Here is a 16,409-nt window from a genome sequence, read left to right on the forward strand (position 1 = left end):
GCGATCGGCTAAGTAGTCGTAGGGTGCGCCGCCATGAACAACCCCTAACGCAGCATATCGACAATCTCACAGATCCGCACTTGTGCGATCGAGAGCCGATGTAAACAAACCCAACACTTATTTTTTAGCCAAACTTTGTAAAAATGGTATTATTTTAGGGTTTCGGTAATTCCTTCCCCTATCAATAACTGGACGTTGGTCTAACATCTCCTCAGCGACCAGAAAGGCGATATGGGCGATCGACTTTCACGAAAAAACTGCGGTAATCCAAAAGTATATTGGTACAAATGGTAGAAATCCATCTTGATATTAATGAGAGTTGTTTGAGGTTTTTCCTAGGGTGACTAATTCGGTTTATTAACACAAAAGTGACAACTTTAACCATAAAAATTAAATTGGTATGTTAAGATGACACAAGCCCTTACCATACTTGATTTCAATTATGGCTGAAAAATTAATAGTTAGAAACTTTGCTGGCATCAAGGATTTAGAGATTGAAATCAAGCGAATAAATATACTTATTGGCCCTCAAGCCAGCGGTAAAAGTGTTTGCGCTAAACTCCTTTTTTATTTTAAGAACTTCGTATGGGAAATTTTATCGGTTGTAAATAATGAGCAGACAAAACGCAATCTAGATTCAAACTATTCCAAGACGTTTGAGGAATATTTTCCTCCTGATAGTTGGGGAAAACAAGATTTTTTCATCAGGTATGAAATTTCCAATTTTTTTATAGAAGTTAGTAGAAAACAGGATACCAAAGGTAGAATTTCCCTCAGCTATTCAGATTTTTTCAAGAAACAATTGGCAGACCTACGCAATTTACTCAAAAAAGCAAGAGAGGAAAGCTCTGAAATAACTTTGAGTAATAATATTATTAATAGTTCATTGTTTGGCCATAAAATTTTAAAAGATCACTTAGTAGAAAGTTTAGGCAGATCCATTGGTCGAGAGGCCGCCTTCAATCAGCTTTTTATTCCTGCTGGTCGCTCATTTTTCGCTAATCTTCAGAGCAATATTTTTTCTTTTCTTTCAAGCAATAATACCTTAGATCCATTTCTAAGATCCTTTGGCTCAACATACGAAACGATAAAAAAATTGCGTATAAAATATAATATTTACCTGGAACATAAATATACAAAAGATATACTAGAGGAAATAAACAGGCTAATAGAGCAGTCTTTATGTGGTAAGCATATACAGGAAAAAGGCAAAGATTTTCTGGAGGTGGCAGATGGAAGACGTATTAGTATTGCGAACTCATCTTCCGGTCAACAGGAAACATTACCTCTGACAATTATCCTAGCTGCACTACCTTTTATAGCTTCCCCTCCAGTGGGTCAGACAGTGTATATTGAGGAGCCGGAAGCGCATTTATTTCCAAGCGCACAGCGTAATATTGTCGAGTTGATCGCTACAGTCTTTAATTCTCGCAAAGAGCAACTTCAATTCTTCATAACTACCCATAGTCCTTATGTCCTGACAGCACTTAATAATCTGCTCCAGGCTGGGCTTCTTTATGAAGAATCCAGCGAAGATATACAACATCAACTAGAAAAGATTGTATCTAGATACAAATCATTAGATGTTGACGATCTCTCAGCCTATGTTTTGAGCAATGGAAAATGCCAGAGTATTGTGTGTCCTGATACTGGGTTGATTGATGCGCGAGTAATTGATTCTGTTTCTGATGAACTAGCTATTGAATTCGATCAACTTCTCAACTTAGTTTGAATTATATGAAAAGTATTCCAGAGTGTGAGGAACATAGATCCGACACCAAGATTGTCTTGCAGGAAAACAAAAGTAAAATAACGTTCCTCAACCCGAATAAAGACGAAATATTAATAATTAAGGTTGATGGCTGCGTTATTAGTGACAATGAGACTTTGCGTTGCGACTACGCACTCATTCCTTCTGATGCAGTAGAAATATATGTAGAGTTGAAAGGAAGCGATATTGCACAGGCGGTTAAACAAATAGAATCAACTATTAATTTACTTTCGGCAAATCCGCAAAAGATTAAGAAGCTATGTTTTGTCGTGTCTACACGTGTGCCAAAACAAACACCAAGTATACAACAGCTACAAAGTCAGTTTAAGAAAAAATTTAATGCTAGTTTCAGAATCAAGAATATTCAAGATGAGTATGATTTAAGTACGTCCACAAGCTAAACTAACGAGAACTTTGATATGACAAACATACAGAACTCTACCTGAAAAGGAGTCAGCAGACAATTCGCCTGCATAAATAAAATTTAATTCACATATAAATCATTACGAGTTCTACCTTGAAAAGTATCTTTTTGGGGACTTGCACAACTTCTCCCACCCGCTGCAGCACATACGCATCAGGTGCCCAGTGAACACTCTCCGCAAGCTCTTGTGTAAATCCTATTTTATATTACTGAATTCCTTGATCCCCGCAAATCTCTATCTTTATTACCTCGATATTGTGCGATGTTTAGCCATAAATTAACATTGATTTAAACTTTTATGGAGACATAAACGAGCTAGAATTCAATAGTTGGTGTGGAAGACATGGAGTTTAAATACAAAATGTCACAGATAACCAATTAATATCGATCGCACTTCACGATCGCACTTGACAAAACAACCACAACTCAGGAGTCAATCGCTGATGATGCTAGGAACAACCGAGATCCCGCAATTAAAGCCGCTTTCCGACTCAGAACTACACAAAATGAACGCCTACTGGCGGGCGGCAAACTACCTATCCGTCGGACAAATCTATCTCCTCGACAACCCCCTACTCAAAGAACCCCTCAAAATCGAACACGTCAAACCGAGACTCCTCGGACATTGGGGCACTACTCCAGGGCTAAACTTCATCTACGTTCACCTCAACCGCATCATCAAAGCCCAAGACATCAACGCCATCTACATCGCAGGCCCCGGACACGGCGGGCCGGGCTTGGTGGCCAACACCTATCTCGAAGGCACTTACAGCGAATATTACTCGAACATTTCCGAAGATGAAGAGGGTATTAAACGGCTATTCAAACAGTTCTCCTTTCCCGGCGGTATCCCCAGCCACGTCGCCCCGGAAACCCCCGGTTCGATTCACGAAGGCGGCGAACTCGGCTACGCCCTCGTCCACGCTTACGGTGCCGTCTTCGACAATCCCGATTTGATTGTGGCGGCTGTTGTCGGTGACGGGGAAGCCGAAAGCGGCCCCTTGGCTGCTAGCTGGCATTCTAACAAGTTTCTCAACCCGGTTCGCGACGGGGCTGTGTTGCCGATTTTGCACTTGAATGGCTACAAAATTGCCAATCCAACTCTGTTGGCCCGTATTCCGCAGGAGGAATTGGAAAGTTTGATGGTCGGTTATGGCTACAAACCTTATTGGGTGGAAGGTTCAGACCCGGAAACCATGCACCAGTTGATGGCTGCAACTCTCGATACCGCGATCGGCGAAATTAAGGCGATTCAGGAAAAAGCCCGGACAGAGGGCTATTCGGGCCGTCCCCAGTGGCCGATGATTGTGATGAAAACTCCCAAAGGCTGGACGGGGCCCAAGGAAGTTGACGGTAAGAAAACTGAGGATTATTGGCGATCGCACCAAGTCCCACTTTCGGAAATGGCTTCTAAGCCCGGACACGTCCAACTCCTGGAAGATTGGATGAAAAGCTACAAGCCGGAAGAACTCTTCGACGAAAACGGCAAGTTAATTCCCGAATTAGCAGAACTCGCGCCCAAGGGATCTCGGCGTATGGGGGCAAATCCCCACGCTAACGGCGGCCTGCTGCTGCGAGACTTGAAAATGCCGAAATTTGAAGACTACGCCGTTGACGTGCAAAAACCGGGCACTGTAATGGCAGAAGCAACCCGCGTTTCCGGCCGCTTCCTGCGAGACGTGATGACACTGAATCAGGAAAACGCGAATTTCCGTATTGTCGGGCCTGACGAGACGGCCTCAAATCGCCTCGATCCGGTGTTTGAAGTGACGAACCGGGTGTGGGCGGGGGAAATTTTGCCCGAAGACGATCACATCTCCCCCGATGGCCGGGTGATGGAAGTCCTCAGCGAACATCTATGTCAGGGATGGCTGGAAGGCTATTTGCTGACGGGACGCCACGGATTTTTCTCCTGCTACGAGGCGTTTATTCACATCATCGATTCGATGTTCAACCAACACGCCAAGTGGTTGAAAACTACTCGTCACATTCCTTGGCGCCGACCGATCGCATCTCTGAATTACTTACTAACTTCTCACGTTTGGCGACAAGACCACAACGGTTTTTCTCACCAAGATCCGGGTTTTATCGACCACGTAATTAACAAGAAAGCGGAAGTGGTGCGGATTTATTTGCCGCCCGATGCGAATACTTTGCTGTCAGTAACGGATCACTGTCTCCGCAGTCGCCACTATGTCAACGTGATTATTGCAGGGAAGCAGCCGGCATTGCAGTATTTGGATATGGATTCTGCGATTAAACACTGTACCGCCGGCATCGGCATTTGGGAGTGGGCCAGCAACGATAAAGGTGGCGAACCAGATGTGGTGATGGCTTGCGCGGGTGATGTTCCGACGCTGGAAACTTTGGCTGCGGTTGACATTCTCCGCCGAGATTATCCCGATTTAAAAGTGCGGGTGGTGAATGTGGTGGATTTGATGACGCTGCAACCTGCTAGCGAACATCCCCACGGTTTGTCTGACAAGGATTTTGATACTTTGTTCACGAAGGATAAGCCGGTGATTTTTGCTTTTCACGGCTATCCTTGGCTGATTCACCGCTTGACTTATCGCCGGACAAATCACCCGAATATTCACGTTCGGGGTTACAAGGAAGAGGGAACGACTACGACGCCGTTTGATATGGTGGTGATTAATGACCTCGATCGATTCCATTTAGTTGGAGATGTACTCGATCGCGTTCCGAAACTGAGTTCTGTTGCAGCTTACGGCAAACAAGCTATCCGTGACAAGCTGATCGAACACAGGCACTATATCAACGAACACGGCGATGATATGCCGGAAATCCGCGACTGGAAGTGGCCGCACGCGGGCCCGGTTTCGCCGGAACCGCCGAAGGAAACGAAAGATCCGACAACGACAGGAGATCAAACTGTGCGATCGGGTGCTCCTGGGTAGGTGCGATCTCTGTCTGAAAAGAAAGTCCTCAGAAATTGAGGGCTTTTTTTAGTTGTTATGAGAAATCTGTCGTTAGTCCGCGAGTCCGCCAGGGGTTGAAAACCCCTGTCTCATAGCAAAAGTCGGTTGAAACCGACTATCGATTTTAGATTTGAGATGTTAGATTGGGAATTATTGATTTGAGATTGGAGATTTGAGATTTGAAATTAGGAATTAAGTGGTTTATTTAATTGGCGTTTCAGTCCTCTTTTAGAGGACTTTCGCTATGAGACGGGGGTTTTCAACCCCCGGCGGACTTGCGGGTTAATCGATATCTTCATGCTTGTGCCATCTGCGTTAACGAGGCTAGCGCGCGATCGAGTAATACCTCAACTTGGGCGCGAGTTACTCCCGGAAACCATTCGAGAAACTGGTCAATAGAGGCCCCATCTTTAAGGTTCTCGAAAAAGGCGGCAACAGGTACGCGCGTTTCCCGAAATACCCATGCACCACTCACCTTGGTTGGATCGCGTTCAATGACTTCAAAGAGGTCTATATTCTGCATGACGTTCGTTGCTTGTTGCGGCTCAAGTAAAACAACTAAGATAGAATTAATGGTAGCATAAATCAATGGTGATTTAGGATTTGTACATTCAAAAGAGGCGGTCATGCTTAAAGAAATAGAAATCCAAAATTTTAGGTGCTTTGAGCAAATCAAAATTTCTGGATTTGAAAGAGTAAATTTAATCGGCGGTAAAAACAATGCTGGCAAGACAGCCTTGCTAGAAGCAATTTTTCTCAATTTTGCTCCCGATGTTAGTAGTATAGTAATGCTAAGAGAGCTGAGAACAGAGTCATCAGCAGCCCTAGATGCTATGCCAGATAGAGCTTGGAATAACTTATTTTATGCCTTAAAGAAAGAAGATAAAACAATAGTTATTCAGGGAAAGAATGATAATAGCAATGATAATATCGAGCGAGTAGAAATTCAAATAGAAATCAATTTACGTGATTCTGATTTAATTATTAAAACAATAAAAGGTGAAAAAAAAATTAACGAGTTAGTAGAAAGCGTTACTTATAGAAGCTCAATAAGTAATACAAATTTCCTTGTGTACGAAATACCGATCGTTCCTCCTTTTATCAGAATTCCCGGAAGAAAACTCATAGAGTCATTCGATCACGCGCGCTTGGATGATAAAGATAGCGAAGTTTTGAAAGCTTTTCAAATTATTGACCCTACGATCGAATCTGTAGAAAGTTTTTCAATTGGCGAACCCACACTTTACTTAAGAAGAAAGGGCGAAAAGCGTTTGCCTTTATCATTGTTTGGAGATGCAATGAATAGAGTTGCATATATTATTCTTAAATTAGTAAACAATAAACACAAAATACTGCTAATTGATGAAATAGAGAATGGCATTCACTATACAAACCAGCGTAATTTTTGGAGAATTTTGTTTAGGTTGGCGGTGGAACTGGATACCCAGATTTTTGCGACAACTCACAGTTTAGAGATGCTGCAAGCATTTGCTGATGTTGGTTTAGAACCCAATCAGGAATGCAGCAGCGCATATTTTGAACTAGCCAAGAAACCGAAAACCGCTCAAATAATCGGCATCCGGCGCGATTTGGAAACCTTGAATTACGCACTAGAGCATCAAAAAGGAGTGAGAGGTGAGTAATATTGTCATAGTAGAAAGTAAAAACGATGCAATTTTTATGAAGGCTATGGTTGAGAAACTTAACTGCGATATCCAGGTAGAAAAACCTATTTATATAGAGGATTATGAACGTTTGGAAGGCTTGAGCGAAACAAAACTAATTACTACTTTAAAAGCTTTAGAAGCCGACCTTCAAAAAAGAGATATAGAAAAGATTGGGATTATTATTGATATTGATAACTATTCAGAGCCTGAACGGTTACAATGGGTAAATAAATGTATACAACAGGTGTTTGAATCTGAAACTTTGTCAAGCACTAAACAATTTATAGATATTGGTGGAGATAATGGAACAAAGGCAAAATTGGCTTGTTATTTTACAAATGTTGGAGGTAAAGGCGAACTGGAAACGCTTTTAAAGGCAATAAAGGCTAGAGAATCACCTCATGCTGATTGTTTGAATAGCTGGAAAACTTGCATAGAAAGCCAGGGACAGCAAATTAACCAGAAAGATTTTGACAAATTCTGGGTGAGCATCTATCTCAGGTATGATACTTGCTCAAATCAGGAACAGCAACAAGCTGGAAGGAAATGCACTATGTCTGGGTTTGATTATGTTATGAAACACAAAAAAGATATTTGGGATTGGGATAATCCTGCTTTCGATGATTTGAAAGAGTTTTTTACACTCTTTTGCTAACATAGTAAAATTCACACACAATTAACTCATGAGCTTAAAAATCTACTTTCTGCGACACGGTGAAACCACCTACAGCAAAACAGGCGGTTTCTGTGGGGCTATCGACCCAGAATTAACGCCCGAAGGTTCTCAAATGGCAGAACAGTTTGCCGCCACTTACGCAAAATTGCCTTGGAATGCTGTTTATGTCAGTCCCATGAAACGCACAATTGCTACTGCAAAACCTTTGTGCGATGCTGTGGGAATTGAAATGCAGCTTCGCGACGGACTGAGGGAAATTAAGTACGGTGAGTGGGAAGGCAAAACAGTAGAAGAGGTCAAAAAAGAATACGAAGAAGATTATATTAATTGGCTGACTGAACCTGCTTGGAATGCACCAAACGGCGGCGAGACTTCGGTGCAAATTGCCAGTAGAGCTTCCTTAGTTATTGCTGAAATTGAGGAAAAATATAAGAATGGAAATGTGTTGGTTGTCTCGCACAAAGCAACTATTAGAATTATTCTGTGCAGTCTGTTGGGGATTGATTTGGGACGTTATCGCGATCGCATTGCCGCTTTAGCAGCTTCTGTCAGTATTGTCAAGTTTGATGTTCGCGGCCCGCTGCTGGAGGTTTTGGGCGATCGATCGTACATGGATGAAAACCTCCGCAATTTACCCGGTACTTGAAATTGCGGGTAAGGTGCGGAAGTGCACCCGGAGCGTCTGAAACTAAATCGCGCCTATGTAAGACAATCCTAAAATAGTACCTGCTCCCAAAATATGACCAAAGGCCATAGTTCCCACAACTGCACCCAAACTCAAACCGCCGAACATACTGGATGAGGGCATTGCTGGGCCTGTGTGAGGCTTTTGGATGGTTGATTTGCCGATCGCAATAGCTAAAATATTGCAAAGAATCATAATCAAACCGATCGTGGGGCTCCACTCTAGGGTTCTGGGGGCAACGGCAAGTAAAATTGGTGTAAACATCGATCGACTCCTTAAACTTTAGTCAATGAAAATCTGCCTAGAAGATATATCAAAAAAATGCAACTGTTCGCTACACATTGCATTAAGAGTTAATTTTTCGACATTTTTCTTAATATTTTTCCCAGGATATCAAGATTTCTTCGTCTGTGCAGGCGGATGAAAGTTTGACAAGATGCGATTGCAATCGCCTAGCGATCGAAAGAACGAATCAACAGGACATAATCAAGCATGAAAATACTGGTGTTAAATGCGGGTTCTAGCAGTCAAAAGAGCTGTCTTTACGAGTTAAACGATGTCCTCCCCGATCAACCTTTGCAACCCCTCTGGGAGGCTCAAATAGACTGGACTCACCAGCAGGGTATAGCAGAGTTGAAAGTCAAAACAGCAAAAGGCGATAGGCTTGAGGAGGAATTTGCATCCGAGTCTCGCCAAGATGCTATTTCTCGAATGCTGGAGAGTCTTTGGAAGGGAAAAACTCAAACAATTAATGATTTAAACGAGATTGATATTGTCGGCCACCGCGTCGTACATGGCGGACAAGATTATCAGCAAAGTACGTTAATTTCGCCGGATGTTAAACAGGCGATCGCCCGTTTATCTGTTTTCGCCCCTGTCCACAATCCGGTTAACCTCGAAGGTATCGAAGCGATTGAAAAAATCCTCCCAAATGTGCCGCAAGTAGCAGTATTTGATACAGCTTTTCACGCACAATTGCCGCCCGCAGCCTTTGTTTATCCCGGCCCCTACGAATGGCTGGAAAATGGGATTCGCCGTTACGGTTTTCACGGGATTAGCCATCAATATTGCGCGCGTCGGGCCGCGGACATTCTGGGTCAAGATTTGGCAGATTTGCGGTTGATTAGCTGTCATTTGGGCAACGGATGTTCTCTGGCGGCCATTCGCGGTGGCTGGAGTGTTGACACGACGATGGGATTTACGCCTTTGGAAGGTTTGATGATGGGAAGTCGATCGGGTTCGATCGATCCAGGCATTCTCATTCATCTGTTAAAGCAATCCGATTTTACTGCTGAGAAACTTGATGGTATTCTCAATCGAAATTCTGGTTTAAAAGGGATTTCAGGCGTGTCTAGCGATCTGCGGCAGATTGGAGATGCGATCGCCCAAGGTAATCAGAGAGCTCAACTTGCTTTGGATATTTACATCCACCGTTTGCGTGCCGGAATTGGTGCCATGCTGGCGAGTTTAGGAGGGTTAGATGCTTTAATTTTTACGGCGGGAGTTGGGGAAAATTCTGCTCTTGTACGGGCTGCCGCTTGCGAAGCTTTTGGATTTATCGGGTTAAAATTGGATGGGGATAAAAATCAACATTCATCGATCGATCGAGATATTGCAGCAGTGGATTCAGCCGTAAAAATTTTGGTAATTCACACGCAGGAGGATTGGGAAATTGCGCGAGAATGTTGGAAACTTTCTCACTAAGGAATGAGAATTAAATAACTTCCACTCTTGAAAGTGGGATGGGCGTCCCGCCCGTCCACTCATGACGGGCGGGACGCCCATCCCACAATAACAATTAAAATTGTAAGTTATTTAATTCGCGCTCCTAACTTATTTTATAAATTCCTGCAACAGCGATGCCCACTCAGCTTCGCAGAATCGTCAACAATCACGAACGGCGCAAGCGGATTTACGCAAATAAAGAGAGGTAGAGACGTTTATGATTCCATTTTCCCTGAAACATCATTACTCTTTCAGCCTTGCTGTGGGTTAATAGTAGCGCCGATTACAAAACTTGCTTGGGGGCGATCGGAATTTCAATAATAAACTCGCTTCCCTCTCCGGGTGCAGAAACACAAGTCAATTTTCCACCGTGAGAACTGACAACAATCGAGTGAGAAATAGACAATCCCAAACCAGTTCCCGAACCCACGGGCTTAGTTGTAAAAAATGGATCGAATATCTTGTGCAGCACCTCAGTGCTCATCCCCGGCCCGCTGTCGGCAATTCTAATTATGGCAGAATTCCTGTCTGTCACCTCTGTAGAAATTGTAATCGTAGGCTGTTGATGAGAGTTTTCCGGGCTATCTCTGGCTACGAGGAGAGCATCGATCGCATTTGTCAAAATATTCATAAATACCTGATTCAACTGAGACGCATAACAAGTAATTAGGGGTAGCGTGCTGTAATTTTTAATCACCTCAATTCCCAAACGCCCGCCCTCTTTTCTCAGGCGCGGTTGCAGCAACATCACCGTACTGTCGATGCCTTGATGGATATCTACCGACTTCATTTGCGCTTCGTCGAGGCGCGAGAAATTCCGCAAGCTTAGCACAATATCCCGGATTCTTTCCGCTCCTACTTTCATGGAATCCAGCAGCTTTTGCAAATCCTCGCTCAAAAATTCCAGCTCAATAGTTTCTATTTCTTCTAAAATTTCATCAGCAGGTTCTGGATAGTGCTGCTGGTAAAGCTCAATCAATTTTAGCAAGTCTTTAACGTATTCGCTAGCCGGATTAAGATTACCGTAGATGAAACTTACAGGATTATTAATTTCGTGAGCTACACCAGCCACCATTTGCCCCAAACTAGACATCTTTTCCGTTTGGATTAATTGAGCTTGAGTTAGTTTAAGTTCGCGCAAAGTTTGTTCTAAACGCTCGTTCTTTTCATTTAACTCCTGCGTCCGTTCTTGCACTTTCTGTTCCACCGAATTGTAAAGTAGAGCATTTTCCAAAGAAATAGCAACTTGGGAAGAAAGCAACCTTAAAACTTCCAATCTGTGGGGAGTAAATGCTCCGACAGTCAAATTGTTTTCTAAATAAAGAATGCCGATCAATTTCCCTTGATTGATGATGGGAGTACACAAAATAGATTGCAGTTTGTGTTTAGCGATGTAAGGATCGGCTGTGAATAGTCCCTCAGCCGCCGCATTGCTCAATACCAAATCCGAGCGAGTCCTTTCCACATAATTAATCACCGTCACAGGTAAATCGTGATAGTCTGCAACAGGCGTAAATTGCAGCACAGCTACATCTTCAGCAAATACTGACGCTTTAGCTGAAATCAACAGTTGACCATCTCTAACTAAAATTAGAAAACCTAATTGAGCCCCCGCATTTTCTAAGGAGATTCTCATCAAAGAAGCCAGCAACTTATCGAGGACAATTTCGCTAGAAATCGCCAGAGATGCTTTCATTACCGTTGCCAAATCCAGGACTCTCGCATCGCTGCCCGTAGAAGTATGAATAGTCGTGGTAGTTTGATTGTTGTTAAAACTTCCGTTGATCGGCGTCATTTCCCGCAACTGCGGATACTTCTGTTCTAAATCTTCTACTTTGCGAACTGCACCCCAGCGCAAGTAGCACGAGTGAGCTTCGCGCAAGTGAATTTTGGCATATTGATACTTGCCTTTACTCAACCAAAACTTAGCTGCGAGTTCATTAGCTAGCGCTTCATTTTGGACAAATTCATTGTCTTGGGCTAAATTGATAGAGAAATCGTACAGTTCTACAGCTTCTGAATCTTTCTTGGAAATTCTGGCTATTTCTGCTTGTACTAAAAGGTACTTATGCAGAAAATTTTCGGCACAGTTGTCTGCCCAAATTTTCATCTGTTTTTGGTTTTCCTCTAACTTTTCCAAGTATTCCTTTTGCTTCTCTTCTGAAACATTTGGGAAAACGGCGGCTAAAGTTAGAGAAAAGAAAAAATTCCATTCAGTAGCGGGTATGGCTCCGGTAATAAAAGATAGCTGTTTTTCTACTTCAAAAGCTAGTTGTAGCGCTTCGTTGAAGTTGCCGTACCAGTACATTACCTGGCATTTGCGAATCTGATAAAGGCAGAGCGAGTACAAATTTTGATGAGTTTGACAGTTGTGTACGTATTCAGCTTCGCTGATATCTTCGCTTTCAAATACAAACTTTTCAGGAGTTAGTTTGCTCAAGTTACGCAGGATTAACTCTACCCCTAATAAGATATCGGTTACGAGCTGATTTTTGGTCTTTTGGCTGAACTGCAAATACCTGCTCGTGTCGGCTAGAATTTGCGAGATTTCTTTACCTTGAAAAAATGAGTTAGCTATGCGGTTGGACAGGATATAACCCGCATACTCTAAATCTCCTGATTCTAAAGCTGCTTGATATCCTTCATTGCTGATTGCATGGGAATCTTTGATGTGATTGAACCAGTAATAAAAAATACTGACTAAGGATGAACAGGCTCTGCATTTTAAGCCGATATTGCCAGATTTTTCGCTGAGATTTAGCGAGAGCAAGCCGAATTGATACGCAGCTTTGTAATCTCCCGAAACTGCGTTTAAGAACATACCGTAGCCAGCATAGCAAAGAGAGGCTTCGGGTACTAAACCGTATTGTAGAGAAAGATTGACTCCTTTTAAAACGCTGACTTTCCACAAGTCGGGATTTTTGAGGTACGCCGATGTCAGCAAGTTGGTAATTAATTTGACTGCAACTTTTTTGTCGGGTACAGTCATTTCGGGGGCGTCAATTAGGGAAGCTATTTCTCTACCTGCTAAAATATTTGTGGCTGCTGCAAATTCTTCGGATATGACTTTTTGTAGCCCGTCTAGCGGTAAGTCAATGCCTAGCAAGTCCAAAGCTGTGATTCCGGCTTTAACGGCTTCTTCGTACTTCGCCCGCAGGGTGTACTGCACGATCAGCAGGTTGTAAATTTCTACCTTTTCTAAGGCCGATCGCGCTTTTTCCAGAGTTATATTAATAAATTCTTCAGAATTCTCGAAATAACCGTTTAAATACTCAACATTTGCTCGCTCCATGTGCAAGGCAAAGGCTAAATCGTAGTGGGCATCCCAAATATCGGCGCTCAAACCGTCCATGCCTGCGGTTAAATACTGCAAGGCAGCAACATAAGCAGTGGCGTCTTTGGCTCTGCGGGCGGCGTCTAAATTTAGCGTTGCCAGCTCAATTAATTCTCGATCGTCTTTAATTAGCGATCGAGCTACATTCAAGTGATCGACTAATTCAAAGATTCTGTCAGCGCGATATTCAGCCGGAGTGTTTTCTAGGATTTGCCTGCCTATTTTCAGGTGAACTGCCTTTTTTTGCGAGTCGTCGATCAGAGCATAAGCTGCTTGCTGTACGCGATCGTGCAAAAATTTATAATTCAGAATTAATAGCGGAAACAGCACGTAATCTAATGACTTGCTTTCCAATTCCGAAGTTGGCAGAATCAGTCCAGACTTAATCGCTGGCAACAGGTGAGAAAAAGTTTCCGATGCTTCTTTCTCATGAATTAAAGAAAGAGTATTCAAATCAAATTCGTTGCCCAAACAAGCCACTAAACGCAAAACTTGCTGCGTTGAACTTGGCAGTTTTCTCAGTTTTTGTACCATCAAATCTACTACATTGTCAGTGATAGCGCACTGCTCAATTTGAGTCATATCCCAATGCCAGCCGCCCTTGCTCCCCGACTGTGGCGGGTGAAAAACTAGCAGGTTTTCCTGATACAATGTTTGCAGAAATTGATTGACAAAAAAAGGATTGCCGTCGGTTTTGCTGATTACCAATTCAGCTAAGGGTTTGACAGATTCTCGATCGCTGTGCAAAGTCTCCGCAATCAAATGAGTTATGTTTTCCACCCCCAGCGGCGACAAAGCAATCTGATTAATGATAGCTTCCTGATTTCGCAGCGTCTCCAAAGTCATCATTAAAGGATGAGTAGGACTAACTTCATTATCGCGATAAGCACCAATTAAAAACAGATATTGCGTAGCTTCATCTGTCATCATCAATTCGATCAATTTGAGAGTAGCCGAATCAGCCCACTGCAAATCGTCGAGAAAAATGACCAGCGGATGTTCTGGCTGGCAAAATACGCGAATGAAATTTTGAAATACTAAATTAAAGCGGTTCAGAGATTCCGTCGGCCCCAATTCAGATACAGGAGACTGAGCTCCGACAATTAGTTCAACTTCGGGAATAACATCAATAATAATTTGCCCGTTTTGCCCGAAAGAAGTGCGGAGTTTTTCGCGCCAAACTGCTAATTGAGCTTCGCTTTCAGTTAACAGTTGTCGCACCAACTCCGAAAAAGCGCTGACAACGGCAGAGTAAGGAATAGTCCGCTTGTACTGGTCAAACTTTCCCCAAATAAAATATCCACGTCGGCGGGTAATCGGTTTGTCTAAAATCTTCACCATTGCAGATTTGCCAATGCCGGAATAACCGGCAATCAGCATCATCTCGCTCCGGGATTTATGCTGTCCTCTCGCCAAAACAGACAAGGGAATTTCTTTTTTCGATTTGCTCTCTTTTTTGATGACAGAAATTTGAGAATCGTCGGTGCGGTAGCCTCGATTATTTGTTGCTGCTACCCGTTCAAAGGCCGCTAAAAGAGTTTCAACTTCTCGCTGTCTGCCGTAAAGTTTTTGAGGTATTTGAAATTTGTCTGAAATATCTTGCCTGCCGAGAGGAAAATCGGAAACAAACCCAGATGTTTGCCACTGAAACAGGCATGATTCCAAATCAGCTTTTAGTCCCCAAGCACTTTGATAGCGCTCCTCAGCGGTTTTTGCTAACAATTTCATCACAATATCTGAAACAGTTTTAGGAATTTCTGCGGCTATTTCAGCGAGAGGTACTGGCTGTTTGGCTATGTGACAGTGAACTAACTCCATGGGATCTGTAGTGGGAAAAGGGAGTTGTCCTGCCAGGATTTCATAGAAGGTAACGCCGAGGGAATAAAAGTCGGTGCGGTAATCGACTACCCGGTTCATTCTGCCGGTTTGTTCGGGCGACATATAGGCTAAAGTGCCTTCTAAAAAATTAGGGTTTTTATTGGGAATATTTTCCAGGTTGGATGCTGTTGAGATGCTGAAATCTATGAGTTTCACTTGTCCTGTAGCAGGATTAAAAACTATATTAGAGGGATTTATATCTTTATGAATTACATTTTTTCCGTGAATTTCTCCCAAAGTTTCAGCAACTTTGATGGCCGTAGTCAGAAATCCTAAAAGGGTAAATTTTTGGGAACCCATAAATATTTTTAAAGATTCCCCGCCAAAATCTTCTAAGATCATTGCCAGACTATTTCTAACCTGTTGCAACTTATACACTTTCACAACTCCGTCCAACAGGCTTAAGTTGGCAGTGATCTCATATTCGCGCTTGTATCTATTCAGTTCTTCGGGAGTCGGATAGTCTTCTTTGATAAGTTTGATAATAACAGGTTGGTTGTTCTGCTCGTTGTGGCCGCGGTAAACCAGGGAAGTGCTGCTTTCATAAATGAGAGCGAGAACTGCAACGCCGGGAATTGCCATCATAGTTGGGTTCTCTCAAATTAGGTGTGCTTGGTCAATGTTACAGGACTGACGCGCGGCGGGCTAGAAACCGGGTTTCTTCGTTGCTAGTCGTTGACAAACCCAAGATTTTTTCGTGTAAATCGGGTTTCTTTTCGTAAATCCTATGTTATTCTTCATTATCGCTCAAGAGCTATCTTTTGGGATGTGTGGGAAAGCAGGCCTTGACAGGAATGAGCTACTGCTGACAAATGCAAGCTGGGGCTTTCGTCACCTCAGCAGTTAGGTAAACAAAATCACAAATACAGGATTTGTGCAACGATTTACTTTAATGCTCGATCGCCATATTGACAACTAAATCATCTCAGATTCCAAGCAATCGCTTGACTTTCGTGGAGCTTCACCACATCTCGTGAAAATACGCAAGTGCTGAAAGATTTATTTTTTCCGGCGATCGGGTAGGAATTTGCGGTGCTTCAAAAAAACCGGCCGGTGCAAATCTTAACTATAATTCGCTACCGAGGCGCTGAGGGAAGTAAGTGTTGCTTCGGAATCTGAAATTTCCTTCAGTTCTATCTATTTTGACCATCGATTAACAATACTAACTGACAATCAAGCATCCAGAATACAAGTCCCCGGATTCATTCCGAAAGCAGACTGAGGACCCAGAAATAAAAAACCTGTATCCGATGAAACTTGCCGAACGTATTTATCTCGCGCAAGTCAATGCTTCAATTCTAAAATCTAAA

10 protein-coding genes are annotated in these 16,409 nt (G+C 42.9%); 7 read left to right on the forward strand and 3 right to left on the reverse strand.

Annotated elements, in window-relative coordinates:
* Positions 1 to 442 precede the first annotated feature (442 nt).
* The 3 genes from QUB51_RS17100 to QUB51_RS17110 all read left to right on the forward strand — a co-directional run bounded on the left by QUB51_RS17100 (position 443) and on the right by QUB51_RS17110 (position 5,113).
* Positions 443 to 1,732, forward strand: a complete 1,290-nt coding sequence (locus tag QUB51_RS17100) for an AAA family ATPase (protein WP_333056599.1) — start codon at positions 443 to 445, stop codon at positions 1,730 to 1,732.
* A 5-nt stretch (positions 1,733 to 1,737) separates the two neighbouring features.
* Complete coding sequence (locus tag QUB51_RS17105; RefSeq protein ID WP_333056601.1) at positions 1,738 to 2,172, forward strand: hypothetical protein; 435 nt, start codon at positions 1,738 to 1,740, stop codon at positions 2,170 to 2,172.
* Between the two features lie 466 nt (positions 2,173 to 2,638).
* Complete coding sequence (locus tag QUB51_RS17110) at positions 2,639 to 5,113, forward strand: phosphoketolase family protein (RefSeq protein WP_333056603.1); 2,475 nt, start codon at positions 2,639 to 2,641, stop codon at positions 5,111 to 5,113.
* A gap of 316 nt (positions 5,114 to 5,429) precedes the next feature.
* On the opposite strand, the gene QUB51_RS17115 is transcribed toward QUB51_RS17110, so the two are convergent.
* A complete protein-coding gene (locus tag QUB51_RS17115; protein ID WP_333056604.1) occupies positions 5,430 to 5,657 on the reverse strand; it encodes a DUF433 domain-containing protein in 228 nt (75 codons plus the stop codon).
* A gap of 103 nt (positions 5,658 to 5,760) precedes the next feature.
* Here QUB51_RS17115 and QUB51_RS17120 point away from each other — a divergent pair, with 103 nt between their 5' ends.
* Genes QUB51_RS17120 through QUB51_RS17130 form a run of 3 tightly spaced genes read left to right on the forward strand, consistent with a single transcriptional unit; the run spans position 5,761 to position 8,123 of the window.
* Entirely contained in the window at positions 5,761 to 6,777 is a 1,017-nt protein-coding gene (locus QUB51_RS17120) for an AAA family ATPase (protein WP_333211629.1), read from the forward strand.
* On the forward strand, positions 6,770 to 7,456 hold the full coding sequence (locus tag QUB51_RS17125; RefSeq protein WP_333263685.1) for a DUF3226 domain-containing protein: 687 nt from the start codon (positions 6,770 to 6,772) through the stop codon (positions 7,454 to 7,456). Before QUB51_RS17120 ends, QUB51_RS17125 begins: the two co-directional genes overlap by 8 nt.
* Positions 7,457 to 7,484: 28 nt before the next feature.
* On the forward strand, positions 7,485 to 8,123 hold the full coding sequence (locus QUB51_RS17130; RefSeq protein WP_333263682.1) for a histidine phosphatase family protein: 639 nt from the start codon (positions 7,485 to 7,487) through the stop codon (positions 8,121 to 8,123).
* Between the two features lie 42 nt (positions 8,124 to 8,165).
* Here the strand turns inward: QUB51_RS17130 and psaK are convergent, their stop codons facing one another.
* Positions 8,166 to 8,426, reverse strand: coding sequence for a photosystem I reaction center subunit PsaK (gene psaK / locus QUB51_RS17135; protein WP_333211631.1), 261 nt, complete (start codon positions 8,424 to 8,426; stop codon positions 8,166 to 8,168).
* Positions 8,427 to 8,654: 228 nt separating this feature from the next.
* Between psaK and QUB51_RS17140 the strand changes: the two genes are divergently transcribed.
* Entirely contained in the window at positions 8,655 to 9,866 is a 1,212-nt protein-coding gene (locus QUB51_RS17140; protein ID WP_333263679.1) for an acetate kinase, read from the forward strand.
* Positions 9,867 to 10,170: 304 nt separating this feature from the next.
* On the opposite strand, the gene QUB51_RS17145 is transcribed toward QUB51_RS17140, so the two are convergent.
* Entirely contained in the window at positions 10,171 to 15,684 is a 5,514-nt protein-coding gene (locus tag QUB51_RS17145) for an AAA family ATPase (RefSeq protein WP_333263676.1), read from the reverse strand.
* Between the last annotated feature and the right edge of the window lie 725 nt (positions 15,685 to 16,409).

Origin of the sequence: Microcoleus sp. AT8-A3, assembly GCF_036705675.1 — a bacterium.
Classification (GTDB): domain Bacteria; phylum Cyanobacteriota; class Cyanobacteriia; order Cyanobacteriales; family Microcoleaceae; genus Microcoleus.

Excerpts from the sequence above, each read along its gene's own strand:
- QUB51_RS17100 (WP_333056599.1), top strand. The coding sequence starts at position 443 with ATGGCTGAAAAATTAATAGTTAGAAACTTTGCTGGCATCAAGGATTTA.
- QUB51_RS17105 (WP_333056601.1), top strand. The coding sequence starts at position 1,738 with ATGAAAAGTATTCCAGAGTGTGAGGAACATAGATCCGACACCAAGATT.
- QUB51_RS17110 (WP_333056603.1), top strand. The coding sequence starts at position 2,639 with ATGATGCTAGGAACAACCGAGATCCCGCAATTAAAGCCGCTTTCCGAC.
- QUB51_RS17115 (WP_333056604.1), bottom strand. The coding sequence starts at position 5,657 with ATGCAGAATATAGACCTCTTTGAAGTCATTGAACGCGATCCAACCAAG.
- QUB51_RS17120 (WP_333211629.1), top strand. The coding sequence starts at position 5,761 with ATGCTTAAAGAAATAGAAATCCAAAATTTTAGGTGCTTTGAGCAAATC.
- QUB51_RS17130 (WP_333263682.1), top strand. The coding sequence starts at position 7,485 with ATGAGCTTAAAAATCTACTTTCTGCGACACGGTGAAACCACCTACAGC.
- psaK (WP_333211631.1), bottom strand. The coding sequence starts at position 8,426 with ATGTTTACACCAATTTTACTTGCCGTTGCCCCCAGAACCCTAGAGTGG.
- QUB51_RS17140 (WP_333263679.1), top strand. The coding sequence starts at position 8,655 with ATGAAAATACTGGTGTTAAATGCGGGTTCTAGCAGTCAAAAGAGCTGT.
- QUB51_RS17145 (WP_333263676.1), bottom strand. The coding sequence starts at position 15,684 with ATGATGGCAATTCCCGGCGTTGCAGTTCTCGCTCTCATTTATGAAAGC.